Genomic DNA, 20486 nt, shown 5'->3' with positions numbered 1-20486 from the left:
AAAGTGTCGTCGAAATGGATTGTTTTTAGTCAAAGTGACGAGGAATCTGGTCAGATTGGTTGGCCGCGGTCCAATTTGTTACTGAGGATGATCGAGGTGGTGGTTTTTTCCACCCCGTCGACGCTGCCGATCTGGTCCAGCAACTGATCCAGTTGCTCCGGCGAGTCGGTGCGCAGCCACGCCACGTAATCAAACTCGCCGCTCACCGCACACAACTGCTGCACTTGGGCCATGGCACTCAGCCTTTTCAGCACGTCCTTGCCCGAACGCGGTTGCACCGTGATCCCGACATACGCCTGCAAACCGCCATCGGTGGCACGTTGCCCGAGACGCACGCCGTAGCCGGTAATCACCTGGGTTTTCTCCAGGCGCGCCAGACGTGACGTCACCGTGGTACGCGCAATTCCCAACTGACGGGCAAGCATCGCCACGCTTTCGCGAGCGTTGATCTGCAAGGCGGCGATCAGTTGGCGGTCGATTTCATCGAGGACGGGCAAAACGCAAACTCCAGTGCGGGCGACAATGGAGTGGCATGTTACAGGCTTCGATCTGCGAGGCTAAGGCGCCTTGCAGACTTTCGCCGCAGCGGCGTCGTTCGGCACAAACGAATCGGGCGCGCCAGGCTTCAACACCACATACCCGCGCCGCCAAGGTTGGTCATCAATCAGCTTCCAGCGATGCCCTGAACCGGTATTGTCTTCGGCGACCAACACCTCACCGGGGTGCAAAGTGAACGTCTCGCCACCACGTGTGGCAAATGCCAGCGTGCCGGACAGCGTCATCACGTACTGCGGCTCCGGGTCGTTATGCCAACCGTACGCCGCATGCGCCGGGGTTTGCTTGAAGTGAATCGCTGTCACGTCGTTGCGCATGTTCTGATCGATGGTTCCCTCCAACACGTGCGAGGCATTGTCCGCGCCCGTGCACAGCTTAAACGCCTTGATGGTCGCCGGGGCTGGCGTTGCGGCGTGTGCACAGTTGAGGGTCGCGAGGGTGATAGCGACAGCGCCTGCGAAACGCGTGCTCAGGTTGAAGAGAGAGTGGAGTAGAGCGTGGGGTGAAGGCTTGGCTTGAGGCATGGAGCCGGTCTTCCTCGTGTGGAGGTGGATGGCTGGCCATGGTCTGCGCAGGAGCGGTTGTGGGCAATTAACAAATCTTTCATTGCGGAGTAGGACCGGGGAGTCAGTGCCTTAAATTGTCAGACGGCAGAAACGCGAAAGCCGCGCAATGCGCGGCTTTGAGTATGGTGGGCCCAGTAGGACTCGAACCTACGACCAAGGGATTATGAGTCCCCTGCTCTAACCAACTGAGCTATAGGCCCTCAGTAGGCCGCGGATTATAACGATGGTTTCCCCTCTGTGCTATCCGAAAAATCCTTAACGCTCATACGAAGGAACCGCGCGGCAAAAATCTCGGGTGGCAGGGGCAGGCTGACGATGTAGCCTTGCATCTGTTCGCAGCCTTCGGCGGCGAGGAACGCTTGTTGCGCGGGGTTTTCCACGCCTTCTGCGATGAGGGTGAATTGCATGCTGTGGCCCAGCGCGATGATGGCGCGCACTATTGCGGCGTCGTGTGGGTCGTCGGGCAGGCCGCGTACGAAGGATTGGTCGATCTTCAGAAAATCCAGCGGCAGGCGCTTGAGGTAGCTGAGGGATGAATAACCGGTGCCGAAATCATCGATCGCCAGTTGCACACCCAGGTGTTTGAGTTGGTGCAGCACGTCGAGTGCTTCCTCGGCCTGGCTCATGATGAAGTTTTCGGTGATCTCCAGTTGCAGGCAGCCGGGTTCCAGGTGGTAGTCGTTCAGTAGCTGTTTGATGCGTGCCAGCAGGTTGGGGTGGCGCAGTTGTGCGCCGGCAAGGTTGACCGACAATGAGCCGAAGCCCTCGAACGTTGTTTGCCACGCGTGCATTTGTCGGCATGCCTGTTCCAGCACCCAGTCGCCGATCTGCAGGATCGTGCCGTTCTCTTCGGCGAGTGCGATGAAGTGCTCGGGTGGAACCTCGCCAAAGGTCGGGTGATGCCAGCGAATGAGTGCTTCGGCGCCGATCAGTTGTTGCGTCACCAGGCTCAGTTTTGGCTGGTAAAAAAGGCTCAGCTCTTTACGTTCGATGGCGCGGCGCAGTTCGTGTTCGAGTACCACGCGCTCGTTGGCCTGGGCGGTGAGGTCGCGGGTGTACCGTTCGACGCGGTTGCGGCCTTTGGCCTTGGAGCGGTACATCGCGGCGTCGGCGTTTTTGACCAGGGTGGCGACGTCGGTGCCGTCTTGAGGGTAGAGGCTGGTGCCGATGCTGGCGCTGATAAAAAACTCGTGTTCGCCAGCCTGAAACGGCGCTGTAAAACAGGCGAGCAGTTTATTCGCCAGGTGCTGCGCATCGCTGGCTTGTTGCAGGCCGGGTAGCAGGATGATGAATTCGTCGCCGCCCAGTCGCGCCACGGTGTCGACGTCGCGTAGTTGATCCTTGAGGCGCACGGCGATGCCCTTGAGCAACAGGTCGCCGATGGGGTGACCGAGGCTGTCGTTGATGTGTTTGAAACGGTCCAGGTCGAGGAACAGCACGGCGCCTTGGCTGCCGGTTTCCTCCTGGCTGTTGAGGGCGGCCTGTAGTCGGCTTTCAAACAGCGTGCGATTGGGTAAACCGGTCAGTGGGTCGTGATGCGCCTGGTAGTCGAGGCGGGCTTGGGCGTGCTTAAGGCTGGAGATGTCGGCAAATACCGCAACGAAGTGCGTAATCAACTGTTCGCGGTTGCGTACGGCGTTGATCGTCAGCCAGCAGGGGTAAAGCTCGCCGTTCTTGCGGCGGTTGGAAATTTCTCCCTGCCAGTGGCCTTTGGCTGCCAACTGGTACCACATCGCAGCGTAAAACGCGCTGTCGTGCAGGCCAGAGGAAAGCAGGCGCGGCGTTTGGCCCAGCGCTTCGGTTTCGCTGTAGCCGGTGATCTCGCTGAAGGCGCGGTTGACGGCGCTGATGTTCTGCAGGGTATCAGTGATCAACACGCCTTCTTCGGTGCTCTCGAACACCGTGGCAGCCTGTTGCAGTTTTTCTTGCATCAGTTGGCGTTCGGTAATGTCCCGGCCGATGGTCAGTATGCAGTCCTCATCGCCGATGGGCAGCGGGCGGCAGGACAACTCGCAGAGGCGAATAATGCCGTCGGTGCGGCGGAATTGGCAGATGAAATCGCGAACAAAACCGTCGCGCCGCAGCAGCTCCAGCATGCGCTCGCGTTCATTGAGGTCGACCCAGAGGCCCAACTCCACGCTTGATTGGTGCAGAGAGGTTGCATGGGTGAAGCCGGTCAGGCGGCTGAAACCCTCGTTGACTTCAATCAGCAACCCATCGCGCTGACGACTCAGCGACAAGCCGTCGGGTGAGGCGTGGAAGGCCTTGGCGAATTTCTGTTCGGAAAGCTGCAATGCTTCTTCGGTGCGCTTGGCCTCGCTGATGTCGATCATCAAGCCGCGCAGTACTGGCTGATGCCCGTGCTTGATCAGGCTGACAATGTCGCGCACCCACACGCAGCGACCGTCGGCGGTGACCACTCGATAATCGACGCTGTGGTCACGATTGGCGTGGGTCTCGCGGTGGCAGTAGTCCTGCGTACGGGTTCGGTCGGCAGGGTGAATGATGGTTTGCCAGAACCCCGGAACCAGCCAGTGCGCACGCGGGTAGCCGAGTAACTCTTCGGCATGCGGCGACACGTAGCTGTAAGTAAAGTCGGTGACATTGGCTTCCCAGGCAATGGCGGACAGGCTCTCCACCAAGCCGCGATAGTGGTACTCACTGCTGCGCAGTTTTTGCTCAAGCGCTACCCGCCGGGAAATTTCCGAGCTCAGCCGGCGATTGATCCACATCACGATGGCCAGCAGGGTAGTCAGCAGCAGTACCGCAGGCAGGCCGTACATCAGTAATTGGGTCCAAAACGCACGGTGATCAGTGAGGCTGCCTACCCAGTGTTGTTGGATTGCGTCGGTTTCTTCCGGGCTGAGGTCGGCAAGCACCTTGTCGAGGATGCCCACCAGCATTTTTTTATCCGGCGGCACGGCCATTGCCAACTGGTAGCGGTAGGGCGTTTCGCCGCTGACGTATAAACCATCCAGCTTCAATTGGCGCAGGCTCCAGACACTGGACGCCAAGTCGCCGACCACGGCGTCCACTTCATCGGTGGCCAGCGCTTGCAGCGTCGAGCTGACGTTGGGCATGGTCACCAGGTTGAGGTCGGGATGATGGGTGCGTAGCAACTCGTGAGTTGCGTAGTTTTCCACCACGGCGATCTTCAGTCCGTACAGGTCCTTGAGGTTGCGCGGTTTCGCGCCGCCTTCATGGGCGAGGATGACGATGGGGAAGTCGAGATACGGGCGTGTGAAGGCCAGAAAACCCTGGCGTTCCGGGGTGGACATGATACCGGGCAGCAGGTCGAGCTGGTTGTTTTTAGCCTGTTCGAGCACGTCGGCCCAGTTCGCGGGCTCGACTCGTTTGACTCTAACGCCCAGGCGATCCTGGATCAGGCGCACGTAATCTGCGGCCAGGCCTTGATAGCGGCCATTTTCGTCACGGTATTCAAAAGGGGGCCAGGCATTGTCCACGCCAAGGCGCAGCTCCTGATGGTCCGCCAGCCAGCCGCGCTCATCATCAGTGAGAGTCAACGCGCCAGCCGTCGCGGTCCAGGTCAGCAGCGATAGCAGTATCACGGTCGACAGTCTGGGCATAACGGTCTCGTTATGGCACGGGAATGTGTCGAGTGTAGACGGGCATTACGAGAGATGGGTGTTGCGCGGCAGTTAATCTATACAAAGTAATCGATACAAAGCAAAACCCCCGGCATGGGCCGGGGGTTTTGGTATCACTCGTCGAGGAAGGAGCGTAGATGCTCGCTTCGCGTCGGGTGGCGCAGCTTGCGCAGTGCCTTGGCTTCGATCTGACGGATCCGCTCGCGGGTCACGTCAAACTGTTTACCGACTTCCTCAAGGGTGTGGTCGGTATTCATGTCGATGCCGAAACGCATGCGCAGTACCTTGGCTTCACGGGCAGTGAGGCCGGAGAGTACGTCGCGTGTTGCTTCTTTAAGGCTCTCTACGGTGGCGACATCGATTGGCGACTGCATCGTCGAGTCTTCGATGAAGTCACCCAGATGGGAGTCTTCGTCATCACCGATCGGCGTTTCCATGGAGATCGGCTCTTTAGCGATCTTCAATACCTTGCGGATTTTATCCTCAGGCATTTCCATGCGTTCGCCCAGCTCTTCCGGGGTCGGTTCGCGACCCATTTCCTGCAACATCTGCCGGGAAATACGGTTGAGCTTGTTGATTGTCTCGATCATGTGCACCGGAATACGGATGGTGCGGGCCTGGTCGGCGATCGAGCGAGTGATCGCCTGACGGATCCACCAGGTGGCATAAGTCGAGAACTTGTAACCACGACGGTATTCGAACTTGTCCACAGCCTTCATCAAGCCGATGTTGCCTTCCTGAATCAAGTCGAGGAATTGCAGGCCACGGTTGGTGTACTTCTTGGCGATGGAGATCACCAGACGCAAGTTCGCTTCAACCATCTCTTTTTTCGCGCGGCGGGCCTTGGCCTCACCGATCGACATGCGACGGTTGATGTCCTTGATCTCGGCAATCGTCAAACCGGTTTCGGTTTGCAGTGCGATCAGCTTTTGCTGGCAACGAATGATGTCCGGCTGCAGGCGACCAATGGCTTCGGCGTACTTGCCTTTGCCTTTGGCGAGGCCGTCGGACCAGCTTTCGTCGACTTCGTTGCCCGGGAACTGGCGCAGGAAGTCGGCACGCGGCATCCGCGCATCACGTACGCAGAGCTGCATGATTGCCCGCTCTTGTGCACGCAAGCGCTCAAGGGCACTGCGAACACGCTCAACCAGGCCTTCGAATTGCTTCGGGACCAGCTTGATCGGCATGAACAGCTCAGCCAGCGCTACCAGCTCGGCAACGGTCAGCTTGTTGGCGCGACCGTGCTTTTTCAGCGCTTTGCGCGTGATTTCCATTTGATCGGAAACCGCACCGAAACGCTGAGCTGCAATGACCGGGTCTGGACCGCTTTCGACTTCGTCTTCGTCGTCGCTGCTATCGGCGTCGTCGTCTTCAGTCTCGTCGTCGGCTTTCGCGGCTTTCGCATCGACAGGCGGCGGTATCTCGGCGGCAGGCGGCGCAATGCCGTCGTCCGGGTCGATATAGCCGCTCAAGACGTCGGACAGGCGACCACCTTCGGTGGTGACGCGAGTGTACTCGGAGAGAATGTGGTCAACCGTGCCAGGGAAGTGCGCGATTGCGCCCATCACTTCACGGATACCCTCTTCAATACGCTTGGCGATTTCAATTTCGCCTTCACGTGTCAGCAACTCGACGGTGCCCATTTCACGCATATACATGCGCACAGGGTCAGTCGTGCGACCGATGTCGGTCTCCACCGCAGCCAGCGCGGCAGCGGCTTCTTCAGCGGCTGCCTCGTCGGTGTCGGAGTCGGCCAACATAAGGGCGTCCGCATCCGGAGCACTCTCGTGTACGGGGATCCCCATGTCATTAATCATGCGGATGATGTCTTCCACCTGCTCTGGATCTGAAATATCCTCAGGCAGGTGGTCGTTGACCTCTGCGTAAGTCAGATATTTCTGCTCACGACCAAGGGTGATCAACTCTTTGATACGAGACTGCTGTTGCGCTTTTCCGGACATAACACCCTATCCACTGAAGGTCTTGGCGGGCAAAAAACAAGCCGAGGATTATACCCGAGCTATGACCTCACACGCCAGCTGAGGTCGGGTTTGATGCGCAAACATTCTGTTTTAAGAGGTCACGCATCTGTTTTGCTATCTGAATTTGCTCTTCGGCCGATAATCCCGGCTGTTTTGCTCTTTTGATCAGGTCATCCAGGGTCTGCGTATGTTGACCCGCCGATAACCTAGTAATGGTGTCTAAAAACTGTTGTTCAAGGTTATCCCCGTCAATTAGCCACTCCTTTTCCGCGAGTGCTTTCAAAAGACGCCCCTGATCCGTGCCATGCCAGCGAGCCATCAGCTGAATGGAGTTTAGCTTGGGATTTTTCTGCAACGCTCCGATCAGCGCAATTAACAGCTGGGCGTAAGTGTTGCTCTCGTTGGCGAAGTGATCTGCCGTTTCAACCTTTCCGGCCATCTGGGGGTGGTGAATCAGTGTGCGAAGCGCAATAAGTGTAGGCGCCTCTACCCCAACCGGTGTTCGCGGCCCGCGAGGTTCATCGCGAGCGCCGCGCTTGGCATTTTTGCTCCAGGGCTTGTCGTCCCATTTCTTGCCGCCGGCGCCAGGTTTCTTCGGCGTCCAATCCTGCTGAGGCGCGTAGGCGTCTTGCGATGGATGGAAGTCGGCGTAGTCCGGCATCGCATCGTAATTCATGCCTGGGTCGTAGGCGGGCGGCGCCTCTTGCGGCGCGCTGTGCACCAATTGGCTGACGGCCTCACCGCTCAAACCGGTAATTTCCATGAGTCGCTGGCGCATCAAGGTGCGCAGGTTGGCGCCCGGCACTTTATCAATCAATGGCGCCGCGAGGGTGGCCATGTGGGCCTTGCCTTCGAGGGAGCGCGGGTCGGCTTCTTCGGTCAGTTGCTGGAAGAAATAGTCCGCCAGCGGCTGCGCATGTTGATTGATGCGCGCGCGGAACGCGTCGGTGCCTTCGGAACGCACCAGGGTGTCCGGGTCTTCGCCTTCGGGCAAGAACAGAAAGCGCGCACGCCGCCCATCCTGCAAGCTTGACAACGTGGCCTCGAGTGCGCGCCAGGCGGCGTTGCGGCCGGCCTGGTCACCGTCGAAGCAAAACAGCACGCTGGGCACTACGCGAAACAGGCGTTTCAAATGTTCTTCGCTGGTGGCGGTGCCGAGCGTCGCCACGGCGTTACGCAGGCCTTGCTGGGCCAGTGCGATCACGTCCATGTAGCCTTCAACCACAATGATCTCATCGAGGTTGCGATTGTTTTTGCGCGCCTCGAACAGGCCGTAGAGTTCCTGGCCCTTGTGAAATACCGCGGTTTCAGGGGAGTTCAGGTACTTGGGCTTGTCGTCCCCCAAGACCCGGCCACCGAACGCGATGATTCGGCCGCGGCTGTCGCGGATCGGAAACATCACGCGGTCGCGAAAGCGGTCGTAGCGCTTGCCGGTCTCGGCGTTTTCCACCAGAAGGCCGGCGTCGATCATGGCTTTCTGCTGCAGGGTGTCGCTGCTCAGGTGCTTGTACAGGTTGTCCCAGCCTGGCGGTGCGAAACCGAGGCCGAAGTCCCGGGCGATTTCGCCGGTGAGGCCGCGGCCCTTGAGGTAGTCGACGGCGGCCTTGCGCTGCGGATGGCTTTTTAATGCCTGACGATAAAAGTCGGCAGCGGCAGTCAGCAGCGGGTACAGCGGCGAGTCGGTGGGTTGCCGTGGTTTGTGCGGCCGGCCACTCTCTTCGCGCGGGACTTCCATGCCGGCGGCTTTCGCCAAGTCCTCGATAGCCTGGGGGAAATCCAGGTTGTCGTGGTCCATGAGGAAGCCGAGGGCATTGCCGCCCGCGCCGCAGCCGAAGCAGTAATAGAACTGCTTGTCGGGGCTGACGCTGAACGATGGGGTCTTTTCCTTGTGAAACGGGCAGCAGGCCGTGTAGTTCTTGCCGGCTTTTTTCAGTTGCACGCGCGAGCTGACAACATCGACGATGTCGGTGCGGTTCAGAAGGTCGTCAATAAAGCTCTGGGGAATTAGCCCGGCCATGGCGTTCTCGTCATCACTGCGTGTAAATGAGGGCCCGTGAAGTGTTCAAGCGCACGTAACGAGTGCTCGAGCATCTAGCGTCTGCATGGGTTGTAAGGAAGTGTATCTGCCGAATGCTCGCTGACGTTAACTTCAGGTCAGTTTTCGACGTGGAAATGTTGCCCCAAGAGCCCGGTCTTGACCAGTGGTGGCCTCGGAAACTCATCGGCGGGCACAGTCGACCTGTTGATCGGCTGCCTGAAAAAAAGGGGTGTGCTCGTCAGTAGCCTTGTAAGGCTCGTCAGAAGAGACGTGCACCGCTGGCAAAAGAGCCAGTCCTGACGTGTGAAGCGGTGTCTCGGTCGCATGGGCGGCGTCGACGATAAAACATCAAGCGATATCCGCAAATGCCAATAGCCCGGCTGAGGGCCGGGCTTGGCAGAAGCTTGCTACGAACGTCTGTGTATTAGTACAGACGAACGGCGCGGCGCTGCTCGCGCTGAACTTTCTTGGCGTGACGCTTAACAGCGGCTGCTGCTTTACGCTTACGCTCAGAAGTTGGCTTCTCGTAAAATTCGCGGCTACGAACTTCAGCCAGTACACCGGCTTTTTCGCAGGAGCGCTTGAAACGACGCAGAGCTACGTCGAAGGGTTCGTTCTCTTTAACTTTGACGGCTGGCATCCAGAGCTACCTTCTTTCATTACCGGGATCAACGTTCTCGTCGCAAAAAATTCGCGGCTGAGGTCGTCGGTTTTTAAGGGTTGCGGATGTTAACCTCTCATTGCCCGGAATGCAAAGCCTCTGATCGAAAACCGCTAGTCGGGAGGGGGAGTGGGGACTATTATGCGCGCCTTCGAATTCAGCCTCTACAAGGCGCAAACCCATGCTAGTACTGGGACTTGAAACCTCCTGCGATGAAACCGGTGTCGCACTTTACGACAGTGAACGCGGGCTTTTGGCCGATGCACTGTTCAGCCAGATCGACCTGCACCGCGCCTATGGTGGCGTGGTGCCGGAGCTGGCCAGCCGTGATCACGTCAAACGTATGTTGCCGTTGATTCGCCAAGTGTTGGACGAGGCCGGTTGCGTACCGACCGAGATCGACGCCATTGCCTATACCGCTGGCCCCGGATTGGTCGGAGCCCTGCTGGTTGGGGCCTCTTGCGCCCAGGCGCTGGCATTTGCCTGGGGCATTCCGGCCCTCGGCGTGCACCACATGGAAGGCCATTTATTGGCGCCCATGCTGGAAAAAACACCGCCGCAGTTCCCGTTCGTCGCTTTGTTGGTTTCGGGGGGGCATACGCAGCTGGTTCAGGTCGATGCGATCGGCCAATACACCCTGTTGGGCGAGTCTCTGGATGACGCCGCCGGTGAAGCTTTCGACAAGACCGCGAAGATGATGGGCCTCAATTATCCGGGTGGCCCGGAAATCGCCCGGCTTGCCGAAAAAGGCGCTCCAGGCCGCTATACCTTTCCGCGCCCGATGTGTGATCGCCCGGGTTTGATGTTCAGCTTCAGCGGCTTGAAAACCTCCGCGCTGAATACCTGGCAGCACAGCGTCAGCGCCGGAGACGACAGTGAGCAAGCCCGTTGCGACATCGCACTGGCGTTCCAGCAGGCCGTGGTGGAGACTTTGACCATCAAGTGCAAGCGCGCCCTGAAGCAGACGGGCATGCAGCGCCTGGTAATCGCTGGTGGCGTCAGCGCCAACAAGGCGTTGCGCACTTCACTGGAAAAAATGCTCGGTGACATCAAGGGCGAGGTGTTTTACGCGCGCCCTGAGTTTTGCACCGACAATGGCGCGATGATCGCCTACGCGGGTTGCCAGCGATTGCAGGCCGGGCAGCATGAAAGCCTGGCGATCAGCGTGCAGGCACGTTGGCCGATGGAGCAATTGTCACCGTTGTAGTCGCCAGGCGTGAGCCGGGTTCACCGACGGTATTTAAAAATGCCGTTCGCGCCCGGCAAACAGGTCGCGTAAATTGCCGCGGTGGCGCCATGCGATCAGCAGTGTCAATACGCTCATCGGCAACAGCGCTGCAGGTGCTTGCCAAGCCAGCAATGGCAGGGTGAGCGGCGTGGCGATCAACGCCGCCAGTGAGCTGGTGCGGGTCAGGTAGAACGTCAGCAACCAGGCAAGCACGGCCAGCAACGCTGCCGGAGGGTAAATCGCCAGCAACATGCCGGCCGCCGTGGCGACACCTTTGCCACCGCGAAAGCGGAAGTACAGCGGAAGCATATGGCCGAGCACCGCACACACGCCCACCCAGGCCTGTTGTTGCAAGGGCAGGCCTGCAACGCTGGCGATCAGTACGGGCAGCAGGCCCTTGCAGGCGTCGCCCAGCAGCGTCAATACGGCGAGTTTCTTGCCGGCCAGGCGCAACATGTTGGTGGCGCCGGCATTGCCTGAGCCACTCATTCGCGGGTCGGGCTTGCCCGTCAGGCGGCTGAGCAAAATGGCGAAGGACAGCGAGCCAAGCAGGTAGGCAAAAATTGCCAGTGACCAAAACATGCTAACTATTCCGGGCGAGGACGCCCTGATTCTAACGGGGCATCGCGCCCTTGTCGTGCTGCGGAGAAGAGCGTGGACAGAGTGTTTATCGAAGGCCTGGAAGTCGACACCGTGATCGGGGCCTACGACTGGGAGCGCGGCATCAAGCAATGCTTGCGCCTGGACCTGAGTTTCGCCTGGGACAATCGCCCAGCCGCCGCCGGTGACGACCTGGCCCTGGCGCTGGATTACGCCAGTGTGTCCGCGCGTATTCAGGCCTTTGCCGAGCAGTCGCAGTACCAACTGGTAGAAACCTTTGCCGAGCGCCTGGCCGAAGTGCTGATGAGCGAATTCCAGATTCCCTGGCTGCACCTCAAGTTGACCAAGCCCGGCGCCGTGCCGGCTGCCAGTGGCGTAGGCGTGGAGATCGAGCGCGGATGTCGCTGACTCAGATTTACCTGGGGCTTGGCAGCAATATCGAGCGCGAGCGCCATCTGCGCGCTGGCCTGGATGCGCTGGCGAGTTTTTTAACGGACGTGCGGTGTTCGCCGGTGTTCGAAAGCCAGCCGGTGGGTATCAAGAGTGGGCCATTCTTCAACCTGGTGGTGTCGGCCTATACCGAGCTGCCCTTGATGGAGCTGGACCGCCGATTGAAATTCATCGAGGCCGACAATGGCCGTTATGCACCCGACCGCAAAGGCCTGCCGCTGGACATTGACGTGTTGCTGTACGGCGAGCAGGTAGGGAATTTCGACGGCCTGATGCTGCCGCGCGCAGAGATCCTGAAAAACGCCTTTGTGCTGTGGCCGCTGTCGCTGATGGCCCCCGACCGTGTGCACCCGCAGGCAGGCAAAACACTGGCTGAGCTGTGGCGCGACGCGCAGATCGACCAAGTGCTGGCGCCTGTCGGCTTCGAGTGGCAAGGCCAGCAACTGACCCCGGCTGCGTTGCTCTAGACACCAGGCTCCCCACGGCAAGCATGCTTTCTGCAGCCGAGCGAGCTTACTGTGGTGAGGGCGCTTACTGTGGCGAGGAGGCTTGCTGTGGTGAGGAGGCTTGCTGTGGCGAGGGGGCTTGCTCCCGTTGGGCTGCGTAGCGGCCCCAAAAATCTCAGAGCCACGCACCCAATGAATCATGGAGCAGCCTTTTGCTCTTTGTAAGCCTTCAGCGCCCCAAGCCGCTCACGCTTTAACGCCTCGCCCAACTCCGCGCCTTTAAACCCCTTCTCCAGCAGCGGCGCCACCGCAACATCGCGCGCCACCTGCGCCGCGCCGCGCAAATAATCCGCCTGTGGATAACTTCGTTGCTCAAAGCCCTTGCGGCCTCGTGCATCCATCTCACACGCCGCCACAAATTCCTCAAAGCGCTGCGGTCGACGATACACGTCAAAACTCTGCAGCAATTCCAGCAATGTCGAGGCTTTCAGCTCCAGCGCGCGGTGCCCATGCGTGTGGTATTGGCCCACCAGCAGCGCCAGCTCCTGGCAGTCCCTTGGCACTTTAAAGCTCTCGTTGACCGCCTTGATCAGCTTCAAACCCGTGTGCTCGTGGGCAATATGCTGCGGCAACTTATCCACAGGCGTCAGGCCTTTGCCCACGTCATGCAGCAAGCACGCCCAGCGCACAGTCAGCGGCTGGGCGTGCAGGGCTGCCTGTTTGAGCACGCTCAACGTGTGTACGCCGGTGTCGATTTCCGGATGATGAATTGCGGGCTGCGGCACGCCGAACAGCGCATCCACCTCCGGCATCAAAGTTTTCAGCGCGTTGCAGTCGCGCAGTACCTGGATAAATACCTGAGGTTGATCTTCCATCAGCGCCCGCGAGATTTCCTTCCAACTGCGCTCCGGCGTCAACGCTTCCAATTCGCCGGATTCGCTCAGATGGCGCATCAGTTCCAGGGTTTGCGGCGCCACGGTGAAACCCAAGGGCGCATAACGCGCTGCAAAGCGTGCAACGCGGAGTACGCGCAGCGGATCTTCGGCGAACGCGGGCGAAACGTGACGCAAAATGCGTGCTTCCAGGTCTCGCTGGCCGTGGTAGGGGTCGGTCAAGTTGCCGTCATCGTCCTCCGCCATCGCGTTGATGGTCAGGTCGCGGCGAATCAGGTCTTCTTCCAGCGTGACCTCGGGGCTGGCGTGGAACACAAAGCCGCCATAACCCCGGCCACTCTTGCGCTCAGTGCGTGCGAGGGCGTATTCGTCGCCGTTTTTCGGGTGCAGGAATACCGGAAAATCAGCGCCGACCGGCTTGAAGCCTTTGGCCAGCATTTCTTCGGTGGTTGCGCCGACGACGACGCGGTCGATGTCGGTGACCTTGATGCCTAGCAAGCGGTCACGTACCGCACCGCCGACTGTGTAGATTTTCATGAAAAAGCCTCCATTAGCGGCACAGGATAACGCCTGCGCCCGACCCGTGGAGGCTTTGCTGTTTCAGAGATGAACCACGGCCATGTCCAGGCGGCCGTAGTCGTTGTCGCTGTGCTCGCTGCGTGGGGGCACATGATGGGTTTTCATCACTTGATCGCCCTGCAGCGTCTCCAGGTGGATGTCGAAACCCCACAACCGATGCAGGTGCTTGAGCACTTCTTCGGTGGACTCGCCCAACGGCTTGCGGTCGTGCTGCTGGTGGCGCAGGGTCAGCGAGCGGTCGCCGCGCACATCGATGCTGTAGATCTGCACATTCGGTTCGCGATTGCCCAGGTTGTACTGCGCCGCAAGTGTTTCGCGAATGGTGCGGTAGCCGGGCTCATCGTGGATCGCAGGCACCACCAAGTCATCCTTAAGGTCGTCATCCATGATGCTGAACAGCTTGAGATCACGAATCACCTGAGGTGAAAGGTACTGCAGGATGAAGCTCTCATCCTTGAAGCTGCTCATGGCGAATTTGATCGTCGACAGCCAGTCGCTGCCGGCGATTTCGGGAAACCAGTGGCGGTCTTCGTCGGTTGGGTGTTCACACATGCGCCGGATGTCGCGGTACATTGCAAAGCCAAGGGCATAGGGGTTTATACCGCTGTAATACGGGCTGTCAAAACCAGGCTGGAACACCACGCTGGTGTGCGAGGTGAGGAACTCCATCATGAAACCGTCGGTGACCAGGCCCTCGTCATACAGGTCGTTCATCAGCGTGTAATGCCAGAACGTCGCCCAGCCTTCGTTCATCACTTGGGTTTGGCGCTGTGGGTAAAAGTACTGGGCGATCTTGCGCACGATGCGCACAATTTCGCGCTGCCACGGTTCCAGCAGAGGCGCGTGTTTTTCCAGAAAATACAGGATGTTTTCCTGAGGTTCGGCGGGAAAGCGCGCATTGTCTTTATCGCTGTTCTTGTCGGCACGTTTGGGAATGGTGCGCCACAGATCGTTGATCTGCTTCTGCAGGTGCTCCTCGCGCTCCTTCTGGCGCAGGCGTTCTTCCTCGGCAGAAATCGGGTAGGGGCGTTTGTAGCGGTCGACGCCGTAGTTCATCAGGGCGTGGCAGGAGTCGAGCAGGTCCTCCACCGCGTCGATGCCGTGGCGTTCCTCGCATTGCATGATGTACTGCTTGGCGAACACCAGATAGTCGATGATTGAGCTGGCATCGGTCCAGGTGCGGAACAGGTAGTTGCCCTTGAAGAAACTGTTATGCCCATAACACGCGTGGGCGACCACCAGCGCCTGCATGCAGATGGTGTTTTCTTCCATCAGGTAGGCGATGCACGGGTCGGAGTTGATCACGATCTCGTAGGCCAGGCCCATCTGGCCTCGGGTATAGGACTTTTCGGTGCTGAGGAAGTGTTTGCCGTAGGACCAGTGGTGATAGCCCAGCGGCATGCCGACGGAGGCGTACGCGTCCATCATCTGTTCGGCGGTAATCACTTCGATCTGGTTGGGGTAGGTATCCAGCGCATAACCCGCCGCAATGCGGCTGATTTCCCGGTCATACGCCTGGATCAGTTCAAAGGTCCACTCGGAGCCAGTGGAAAGGGGTTGGCGCTTATGCTCTTTTTTGGCGGTCATGTCACTAACCTGCGCTGGAAGAGTTCACGGAAGACCGGGTAAATATCGCCGGCCGAGACCAGTTGCTGCTGGGCGAACGTGTCGGCAAAGGCGTCGCCGATGCGCTCATATTCGAACCACAGGGCCTGATGCTCACGAGGGGTAATTTCGACGTAGGTGTAGTACTGCACGAACGGCATGATCTGCTTGATCAGGATATCGCGGCAGATCGGCGAATCGTCGTTCCAGTTGTCGCCGTCAGAGGCTTGCGCCGCATAGATATTCCACTCACTGGCCGGGTAGCGCGCAGCCATGATCTCTTGCATCAGCTTCAAGGCGCTGGACACGATGGTGCCGCCGGTTTCCCGTGAATAGAAAAATTCTTCTTCGTCCACTTCCCGGGCGCTGGTGTGATGGCGGATGAACACCACGTCGATCTTGTCGTAGTTTCGCTTGAGAAACAGGTACAGCAAAATAAAGAAGCGCTTGGCGATGTCTTTGGTGGCCTGGGTCATTGAGCCCGACACGTCCATCAGGCAGAACATCACGGCCTTGGAACTGGGGTTGGGCTGTTTGACCAACAGGTTGTATTTCAAGTCGAAGGTATCAAGAAACGGCACACGATGTATGCGTGCGCTGAGTTTCGCGATTTCACCCTCAATCTCCTGAATATCGCCGAAGTTATCCGGTTCTTCGCGTTTCAGGCGCTCCAGTTCGGCCTTGGCCTCGCGCAGTTTCGCGCGGCTGCTGCCAGACAGCGCGATACGCCGCGCATGCGCGGAGCGCAGTGTGCGAATAATGTTGATCCGCGACGGGTTGCCCTCGTTGCTGATGCCGGCGCGCACCGTCTTGAAGGTATCGGTACCGGTCAGGTTGCGTTTGACCAGATTGGGCAGTTCCAGGTCCTCAAACATGAATTCCAGGAATTCTTCCTGGGTGATCTGGAACACGAATTCATCCATGCCTTCGCCGGTATTGCCGGCTTTGCCTGGGCCTTTGCCGCCGCCACCGCCTTGGGGGCGCTGGATATGCTCGCCAGTGGTGAATTCCTTGTTGCCGGGGTGTACGACGGTTTGCTTGCCGCCACGGCCGTGGTGCAGCACCGGTTCGTCAATGTCGCGTCCGGGAATACTGATTTGTTCGCCATGCTCCATGTCGGTAATGGAGCGGCGGCTGACGGCCTCTTCAACGGCCTTTTTGATGTGGTCACGGTAACGCCGCAGGAAACGCTGACGGTTTACCGTGCTCTTGTTCTTGCCATTGAGGCGTCGGTCGATCACATAGCTCATAGGGGCCCCTCCGGGGAGCTTCAAGTCGTAAGCTATAAGCTGCAAGCAAGCGCCCGATGAAGCCAGGCACAGTGGCTCTTGCCTTGCAGCTTGTAGCTAAAAGCTTGCCGCTGCCGCTCTTACTGCGATTTCCGGACCCGTAGGTACCATTCCGAAAGAAGGCGTACCTGTTTGTCGGTGTAGCCACGTTCGACCATGCGCGTCACGAAGTCGTTGTGTTTTTGCTGGTCCTCCTTGCTGGCCTTGGCGTTGAAGCTGATCACCGGCAGCAGGTCCTCGGTGTTGGAGAACATTTTCTTCTCGATAACCACCCGCAGCTTCTCGTAGCTGAGCCATGTAGGGTTCTTGCCATTATTGTTGGCCCGGGCGCGCAGCACGAAGTTGACGATTTCGTTGCGGAAATCCTTCGGATTGCTGATGCCAGCGGGTTTCTCAATCTTCTCAAGCTCCTCGTTGAGGGCCACTCGGTTGAGAATTTCGCCGGTTTCCGGGTCGCGGTATTCCTGGTCCTGAATCCAGAAGTCGGCGTACAGCACGTAGCGGTCGAAGATGTTTTGACCGTACTCGCTGTAGGACTCCAGGTACGCGGTCTGGATTTCCTTGCCGATAAACTCGATGTAGCGCGGCGCCAGGTATTCCTTGAGGAAACGCAGGTAGCGCTCGCGGGTCTCGGCCTGGAATTGCTCCTGTTCGATTTGCTGTTCCAGCACGTAAAGCAGGTGCACCGGGTTGGCGGCAATCTCGTGCGGGTCGAAGTTGAAGACTTTGGAGAGGATCTTGAACGCGAACCGCGTGGAAAGGCCGTTCATGCCTTCATCCACGCCCGCCGTGTCGCGGTATTCCTGAATCGACTTGGCCTTGGGGTCGGTGTCCTTGAGGTTTTCGCCGTCGTACACACGCATCTTCGAGTAGATGTTCGAGTTTTCCGGCTCTTTGAGGCGCGACAGCACGGTGAACTGCGCCAGCATCTTCAGGGTGTCAGGCGCGCAATGGGCTTTGGCCAGGGAACTGTTGAACAGCAGTTTGTCGTAGATTTTGATCTCATCGCTGACCCGCAGGCAGTACGGCACCTTGACGATGTAGATCCGATCGATGAAGGCTTCGTTGTTTTTGTTGTTGCGGAAGGTGTGCCATTCCGACTCGTTGGAGTGGGCCAGCAGAATGCCGGTGAACGGAATCGCGCCGAGCCCTTCGGTGCTGTTGTAGTTACCTTCCTGGGTCGCGGTAAGCAGTGGGTGCAGCACCTTGATCGGTGCCTTGAACATTTCGACGAACTCCATCAAGCCTTGGTTGGCCCGGCACAGCGCGCCCGAATAACTGTAGGCATCGGCGTCGTTCTGCGGGAATTCCTCGAGTTTGCGAATATCAACCTTACCCACGAGCGCCGAAATATCCTGGTTGTTCTCATCACCCGGCTCAGTCTTGGCCACGCCGATCTGGTTGAGGATCGACGGGTAGAGTTTCACCACGCGGAACTGGCTGATATCGCCGCCAAATTCGGCCAGGCGCTTGGTGGCCCAAGGCGACATGATGGTATTGAGGTAACGCCGTGGAATGCCGAAGTCTTCTTCGAGGATCGCGCCATCTTCCGTGGCGTTGAACAGCCCCAGGGGCGACTCGAACACCGGTGAACCCTTGATCGCGTAGAAGGGCACCTTTTCGATCAACTGTTTGAGCTTTTCGGCCAGCGACGACTTACCGCCGCCGACAGGGCCGAGCAGGTACAGGATCTGTTTCTTCTCTTCCAGGCCTTGGGCGGCATGGCGGAAGTAGGAGACGATCTGGTCAATGCATTCTTCCATGCCATGGAAGTCTTCAAAGGCCGGGTAGCGGCGGATCACCTTGTTGGAGAAGATTCGCGACAGGCGCGAATTATTGGCCGTTTCGACCAGTTGAGGCTCGCCAATTGCCAATAACAGGCGTTCGGCGGCAGACGCATAGGTGCTGCGGTCCTTTTTGCACAGGTCGAGATACTCTTGCAACGAGAGTTCTTCGTGCTGTGTGGACTCAAAGCGCTGTTGGAAGTGGCTAAAGATACTCATGACGTCGTCACCTCGCTCGATACGTGGAGCCGACGCCGGGTCAATCAGTCGATGCTGGCAGTCATTGGTGATCACCCATGACCGTTTTCCCCCCAGAACACCCTGAAACGTTACCGATGACCCGCACGCCGGTGTACCGGCTCTCCCCTGATTTGGATGGCCTGCGCTTAAGGATAGTTCGGAATCAGGGAGGTCAAGGCGGGATGCGTAATTAGTTTGCCCGCGCCGTTCGTCAGAAACGGCGCGAGCCCAAGCGTCACGCGGGGTAGCGGGGTGTGAAAAAAATTATTGCGAATCGCCGGAGTCAATGTCTGCAGGATAGGTCGTACGCCACAGTTCAAAGCCACCGTCCAGGCTGTAGACGTCGCTGAAGCCCTGGCTGATCAGATAAGCCGCTGCGCTCTGGCTGGAATTGCCGTGGTAGCACCCCACGATCACTGGCGCGTCGAGGTCGGCTGCGCGGATAAAGTCGGCAATGTTGACGTTGTCCAAGTGCCGTGCACCGCTGATATGCGCGGCGGCATACGTCGGCTGATCGCGGATGTCGACGACCACAGCACCTTGCTCGCGCAGGGCCTGTGCTTGTTCGGGAGAGATACGTTTGAATTCGCTCATGGCGGGCTCCTTGGGCAGGGTTGCAAGCGGCGTCTAGCGCTGGGCGGCCGGCAGTGTAACGGGAATAGGGGCGTTGCACTGGCAGTTCAGGCGCTCGCCGGTGTCGATGTTCATCAGGGTCATGCTGCCGCCCCACACACAGCCTGTGTCGAGGGCGAACACGCCAGGTTCTTCGCATTTGCCTTCAAGGGCCGCCCAGTGGCCGAAGATGATCTTCGTGTCACGGGTTTTGCGTTCCTTGTGCGCAAACCACGGCTTATAGCCGGGCAGTGCGGTATCGGCGCCTTCCTTGCTCTTGAGGTCCAGCTTGCCTTCGGCGGTGCAGAAACGCATGCGCGTGAAGTAGTTGGTGATCACGCGCAGGCGGGGCACGCCGTTCAGGTCGTTGTCCCACTTGACCGGCTCGTTGCCGTACATGCCGTCGAGGTAGGCGCTGTACAGGGCGTCATCGGCCAGCGCGCTTTCGACTTCGGCGGCGCACTTGAGGGCTTTCTTCAGCGTCCATTGGGGTGGGATGCCCGCATGCACCAAGGCGGTGTTGCGGCCTTCGTCGTAATGCATGAGCTTTTGTCGGCGCAGCCAATCCAGCAGTTGCGCGCGGTCGGGCGCTTGAAGAATTTCGCGCAGGGTGTCGCCCTTTTTCAGGCGCTCGATGTTCTTGTCGGCCGCCAGCAGGTGCAGGTCGTGGTTGCCCAATACGCACACCAGTGAGTCGCGCAGGTCATACAGGTAGCGCAGGGTGGCGAGGGACTCGGGGCCGCGATTGACCAGGTCACCGACCAGCCACAAACGGTCGCTTGCCGGGTCGAAGGCGACTCGCTCCAGCAAGCACTTGAGAGGCTCAAGGCAGCCTTGCAGGTCGCCGACCGCGTACGTCGTCATCAGTGCAGCGCCCCAGGCACCGCGAGGCGGAAGGGCGCGATGATGGCATCGAACAGTTTGCCGTCAGTGGCTTTCATCTGAAACGAACCCTGCATGGTGCCGACCTTGGAGGTCATCACCGTGCCGCTGCTGTAGGTGTGGCTTGCGCCGGTGTCGATCAAGGGTTGCTGGCCGACCACACCCGCGCCGCGCACTTCCTCGACCTGGCCGTCACCGTCGGTGATCACCCAGTGGCGCGACAGCAGCTTGGCCGGCACCTGCCCGTTGTTTTTCACGGTAATGGTGTAGGCAAAAGCGAAACGGTTATGTTCGGGTTGGGACTGGTCCGCGAGGAAGCGGGTAACGACGCTGACGTCGATCTGGTAGCGAGGATCGGACATGCAAGAGGCCTTAAAAGCAAAAGCTTGGGACAGCAGATGCGGGTCAGTCTAGGCCAAGAGCAGGGCACTAGGCCAGAAATGCTCACAGGCTTGTCGCGATAGCATC

At 59.0% G+C, this 20486-nt stretch carries 17 protein-coding genes and 1 tRNA gene; 3 read left to right on the top strand and 15 right to left on the bottom strand.

The window, feature by feature from the left end; translation table 11 throughout:
* Positions 1 to 50: 50 nt before the first annotated feature.
* The 7 genes from AO240_RS00295 to rpsU form a co-directional block, all read right to left on the bottom strand.
* On the bottom strand, positions 51 to 497 hold the full coding sequence (locus AO240_RS00295; RefSeq protein WP_058415250.1) for an Lrp/AsnC family transcriptional regulator: 447 nt from the start codon (positions 495 to 497) through the stop codon (positions 51 to 53).
* Positions 498 to 557: 60 nt separating this feature from the next.
* The gene (locus AO240_RS00290; protein WP_099234713.1) at positions 558 to 1079 is read right to left on the bottom strand and encodes a cupin domain-containing protein; all 522 of its coding nucleotides are present in this window, start codon (positions 1077 to 1079) and stop codon (positions 558 to 560) included.
* Positions 1080 to 1244: 165 nt separating this feature from the next.
* Positions 1245 to 1321, bottom strand: a tRNA-Ile gene (locus AO240_RS00285).
* A 15-nt stretch (positions 1322 to 1336) separates the two neighbouring features.
* Complete coding sequence (locus tag AO240_RS00280; RefSeq protein WP_099234712.1) at positions 1337 to 4708, bottom strand: bifunctional diguanylate cyclase/phosphodiesterase; 3372 nt, start codon at positions 4706 to 4708, stop codon at positions 1337 to 1339.
* A 134-nt stretch (positions 4709 to 4842) separates the two neighbouring features.
* Complete coding sequence (rpoD, locus tag AO240_RS00275) at positions 4843 to 6690, bottom strand: RNA polymerase sigma factor RpoD (RefSeq protein ID WP_099234711.1); 1848 nt, start codon at positions 6688 to 6690, stop codon at positions 4843 to 4845.
* 67 nt (positions 6691 to 6757) lie between these two features.
* On the bottom strand, positions 6758 to 8728 hold the full coding sequence (gene dnaG, locus AO240_RS00270; RefSeq protein WP_099234710.1) for a DNA primase: 1971 nt from the start codon (positions 8726 to 8728) through the stop codon (positions 6758 to 6760).
* Between the two features lie 445 nt (positions 8729 to 9173).
* Entirely contained in the window at positions 9174 to 9389 is a 216-nt protein-coding gene (gene rpsU / locus AO240_RS00265; RefSeq protein ID WP_002551877.1) for a 30S ribosomal protein S21, read from the bottom strand.
* Between the two features lie 202 nt (positions 9390 to 9591).
* Between rpsU and tsaD the strand changes: the two genes are divergently transcribed.
* On the top strand, positions 9592 to 10617 hold the full coding sequence (gene tsaD, locus AO240_RS00260) for a tRNA (adenosine(37)-N6)-threonylcarbamoyltransferase complex transferase subunit TsaD (protein ID WP_058415255.1): 1026 nt from the start codon (positions 9592 to 9594) through the stop codon (positions 10615 to 10617).
* Between the two features lie 33 nt (positions 10618 to 10650).
* Here tsaD and plsY read toward each other — a convergent pair whose 3' ends face one another.
* A complete protein-coding gene (plsY, locus tag AO240_RS00255; protein WP_099234709.1) occupies positions 10651 to 11220 on the bottom strand; it encodes a glycerol-3-phosphate 1-O-acyltransferase PlsY in 570 nt (189 codons plus the stop codon).
* A 72-nt stretch (positions 11221 to 11292) separates the two neighbouring features.
* Between plsY and folB the strand changes: the two genes are divergently transcribed.
* Both folB and folK read left to right on the top strand, forming a co-directional pair.
* A complete protein-coding gene (gene folB, locus AO240_RS00250) occupies positions 11293 to 11646 on the top strand; it encodes a dihydroneopterin aldolase (protein ID WP_058415257.1) in 354 nt (117 codons plus the stop codon).
* Complete coding sequence (gene folK, locus AO240_RS00245; protein ID WP_099234708.1) at positions 11637 to 12155, top strand: 2-amino-4-hydroxy-6-hydroxymethyldihydropteridine diphosphokinase; 519 nt, start codon at positions 11637 to 11639, stop codon at positions 12153 to 12155. The genes folB and folK overlap by 10 nt, the downstream gene beginning before the upstream one ends.
* 176 nt (positions 12156 to 12331) lie before the next feature.
* Here the strand turns inward: folK and AO240_RS00240 are convergent, their stop codons facing one another.
* The 7 genes from AO240_RS00240 to apaG form a co-directional block, all read right to left on the bottom strand.
* The gene (locus tag AO240_RS00240) at positions 12332 to 13564 is read right to left on the bottom strand and encodes a multifunctional CCA addition/repair protein (protein ID WP_099234707.1); all 1233 of its coding nucleotides are present in this window, start codon (positions 13562 to 13564) and stop codon (positions 12332 to 12334) included.
* 63 nt (positions 13565 to 13627) lie between these two features.
* The gene (locus AO240_RS00235) at positions 13628 to 15193 is read right to left on the bottom strand and encodes a SpoVR family protein (protein ID WP_058415260.1); all 1566 of its coding nucleotides are present in this window, start codon (positions 15191 to 15193) and stop codon (positions 13628 to 13630) included.
* The gene (locus AO240_RS00230) at positions 15190 to 16461 is read right to left on the bottom strand and encodes a YeaH/YhbH family protein (RefSeq protein WP_099234706.1); all 1272 of its coding nucleotides are present in this window, start codon (positions 16459 to 16461) and stop codon (positions 15190 to 15192) included. The genes AO240_RS00235 and AO240_RS00230 overlap by 4 nt, the downstream gene beginning before the upstream one ends.
* A gap of 119 nt (positions 16462 to 16580) precedes the next feature.
* On the bottom strand, positions 16581 to 18503 hold the full coding sequence (locus tag AO240_RS00225) for a PrkA family serine protein kinase (RefSeq protein WP_058415262.1): 1923 nt from the start codon (positions 18501 to 18503) through the stop codon (positions 16581 to 16583).
* A 285-nt stretch (positions 18504 to 18788) separates the two neighbouring features.
* Positions 18789 to 19118, bottom strand: coding sequence for a thiosulfate sulfurtransferase GlpE (gene glpE / locus AO240_RS00220; protein ID WP_099234705.1), 330 nt, complete (start codon positions 19116 to 19118; stop codon positions 18789 to 18791).
* A gap of 33 nt (positions 19119 to 19151) precedes the next feature.
* Positions 19152 to 20000, bottom strand: coding sequence for a symmetrical bis(5'-nucleosyl)-tetraphosphatase (locus tag AO240_RS00215; RefSeq protein WP_099234704.1), 849 nt, complete (start codon positions 19998 to 20000; stop codon positions 19152 to 19154).
* Entirely contained in the window at positions 20000 to 20380 is a 381-nt protein-coding gene (gene apaG, locus AO240_RS00210) for a Co2+/Mg2+ efflux protein ApaG (RefSeq protein ID WP_058415265.1), read from the bottom strand. The genes AO240_RS00215 and apaG overlap by 1 nt, the downstream gene beginning before the upstream one ends.
* Between the last annotated feature and the right edge of the window lie 106 nt (positions 20381 to 20486).

Origin of the sequence: Pseudomonas sp. ICMP 460 (assembly GCF_002723595.1) — a bacterium.
Taxonomy (GTDB): domain Bacteria; phylum Pseudomonadota; class Gammaproteobacteria; order Pseudomonadales; family Pseudomonadaceae; genus Aquipseudomonas; species Aquipseudomonas kitaguniensis.
This window is presented reverse-complemented; position numbering and strand designations above follow the sequence as displayed.

Excerpts from the sequence above, each read along its gene's own strand:
- dnaG (WP_099234710.1), bottom strand. The coding sequence starts at position 8,728 with ATGGCCGGGCTAATTCCCCAGAGCTTTATTGACGACCTTCTGAACCGC.
- AO240_RS00225 (WP_058415262.1), bottom strand. The coding sequence starts at position 18,503 with ATGAGTATCTTTAGCCACTTCCAACAGCGCTTTGAGTCCACACAGCAC.
- AO240_RS00230 (WP_099234706.1), bottom strand. The coding sequence starts at position 16,461 with ATGAGCTATGTGATCGACCGACGCCTCAATGGCAAGAACAAGAGCACG.
- AO240_RS00240 (WP_099234707.1), bottom strand. The coding sequence starts at position 13,564 with ATGAAAATCTACACAGTCGGCGGTGCGGTACGTGACCGCTTGCTAGGC.
- AO240_RS00215 (WP_099234704.1), bottom strand. The coding sequence starts at position 20,000 with ATGACGACGTACGCGGTCGGCGACCTGCAAGGCTGCCTTGAGCCTCTC.
- plsY (WP_099234709.1), bottom strand. The coding sequence starts at position 11,220 with ATGTTTTGGTCACTGGCAATTTTTGCCTACCTGCTTGGCTCGCTGTCC.
- glpE (WP_099234705.1), bottom strand. The coding sequence starts at position 19,118 with ATGAGCGAATTCAAACGTATCTCTCCCGAACAAGCACAGGCCCTGCGC.
- tsaD (WP_058415255.1), top strand. The coding sequence starts at position 9,592 with ATGCTAGTACTGGGACTTGAAACCTCCTGCGATGAAACCGGTGTCGCA.
- apaG (WP_058415265.1), bottom strand. The coding sequence starts at position 20,380 with ATGTCCGATCCTCGCTACCAGATCGACGTCAGCGTCGTTACCCGCTTC.
- rpoD (WP_099234711.1), bottom strand. The coding sequence starts at position 6,690 with ATGTCCGGAAAAGCGCAACAGCAGTCTCGTATCAAAGAGTTGATCACC.
- AO240_RS00290 (WP_099234713.1), bottom strand. The coding sequence starts at position 1,079 with ATGCCTCAAGCCAAGCCTTCACCCCACGCTCTACTCCACTCTCTCTTC.
- folK (WP_099234708.1), top strand. The coding sequence starts at position 11,637 with ATGTCGCTGACTCAGATTTACCTGGGGCTTGGCAGCAATATCGAGCGC.
- AO240_RS00280 (WP_099234712.1), bottom strand. The coding sequence starts at position 4,708 with ATGCCCAGACTGTCGACCGTGATACTGCTATCGCTGCTGACCTGGACC.
- rpsU (WP_002551877.1), bottom strand. The coding sequence starts at position 9,389 with ATGCCAGCCGTCAAAGTTAAAGAGAACGAACCCTTCGACGTAGCTCTG.
- AO240_RS00235 (WP_058415260.1), bottom strand. The coding sequence starts at position 15,193 with ATGACCGCCAAAAAAGAGCATAAGCGCCAACCCCTTTCCACTGGCTCC.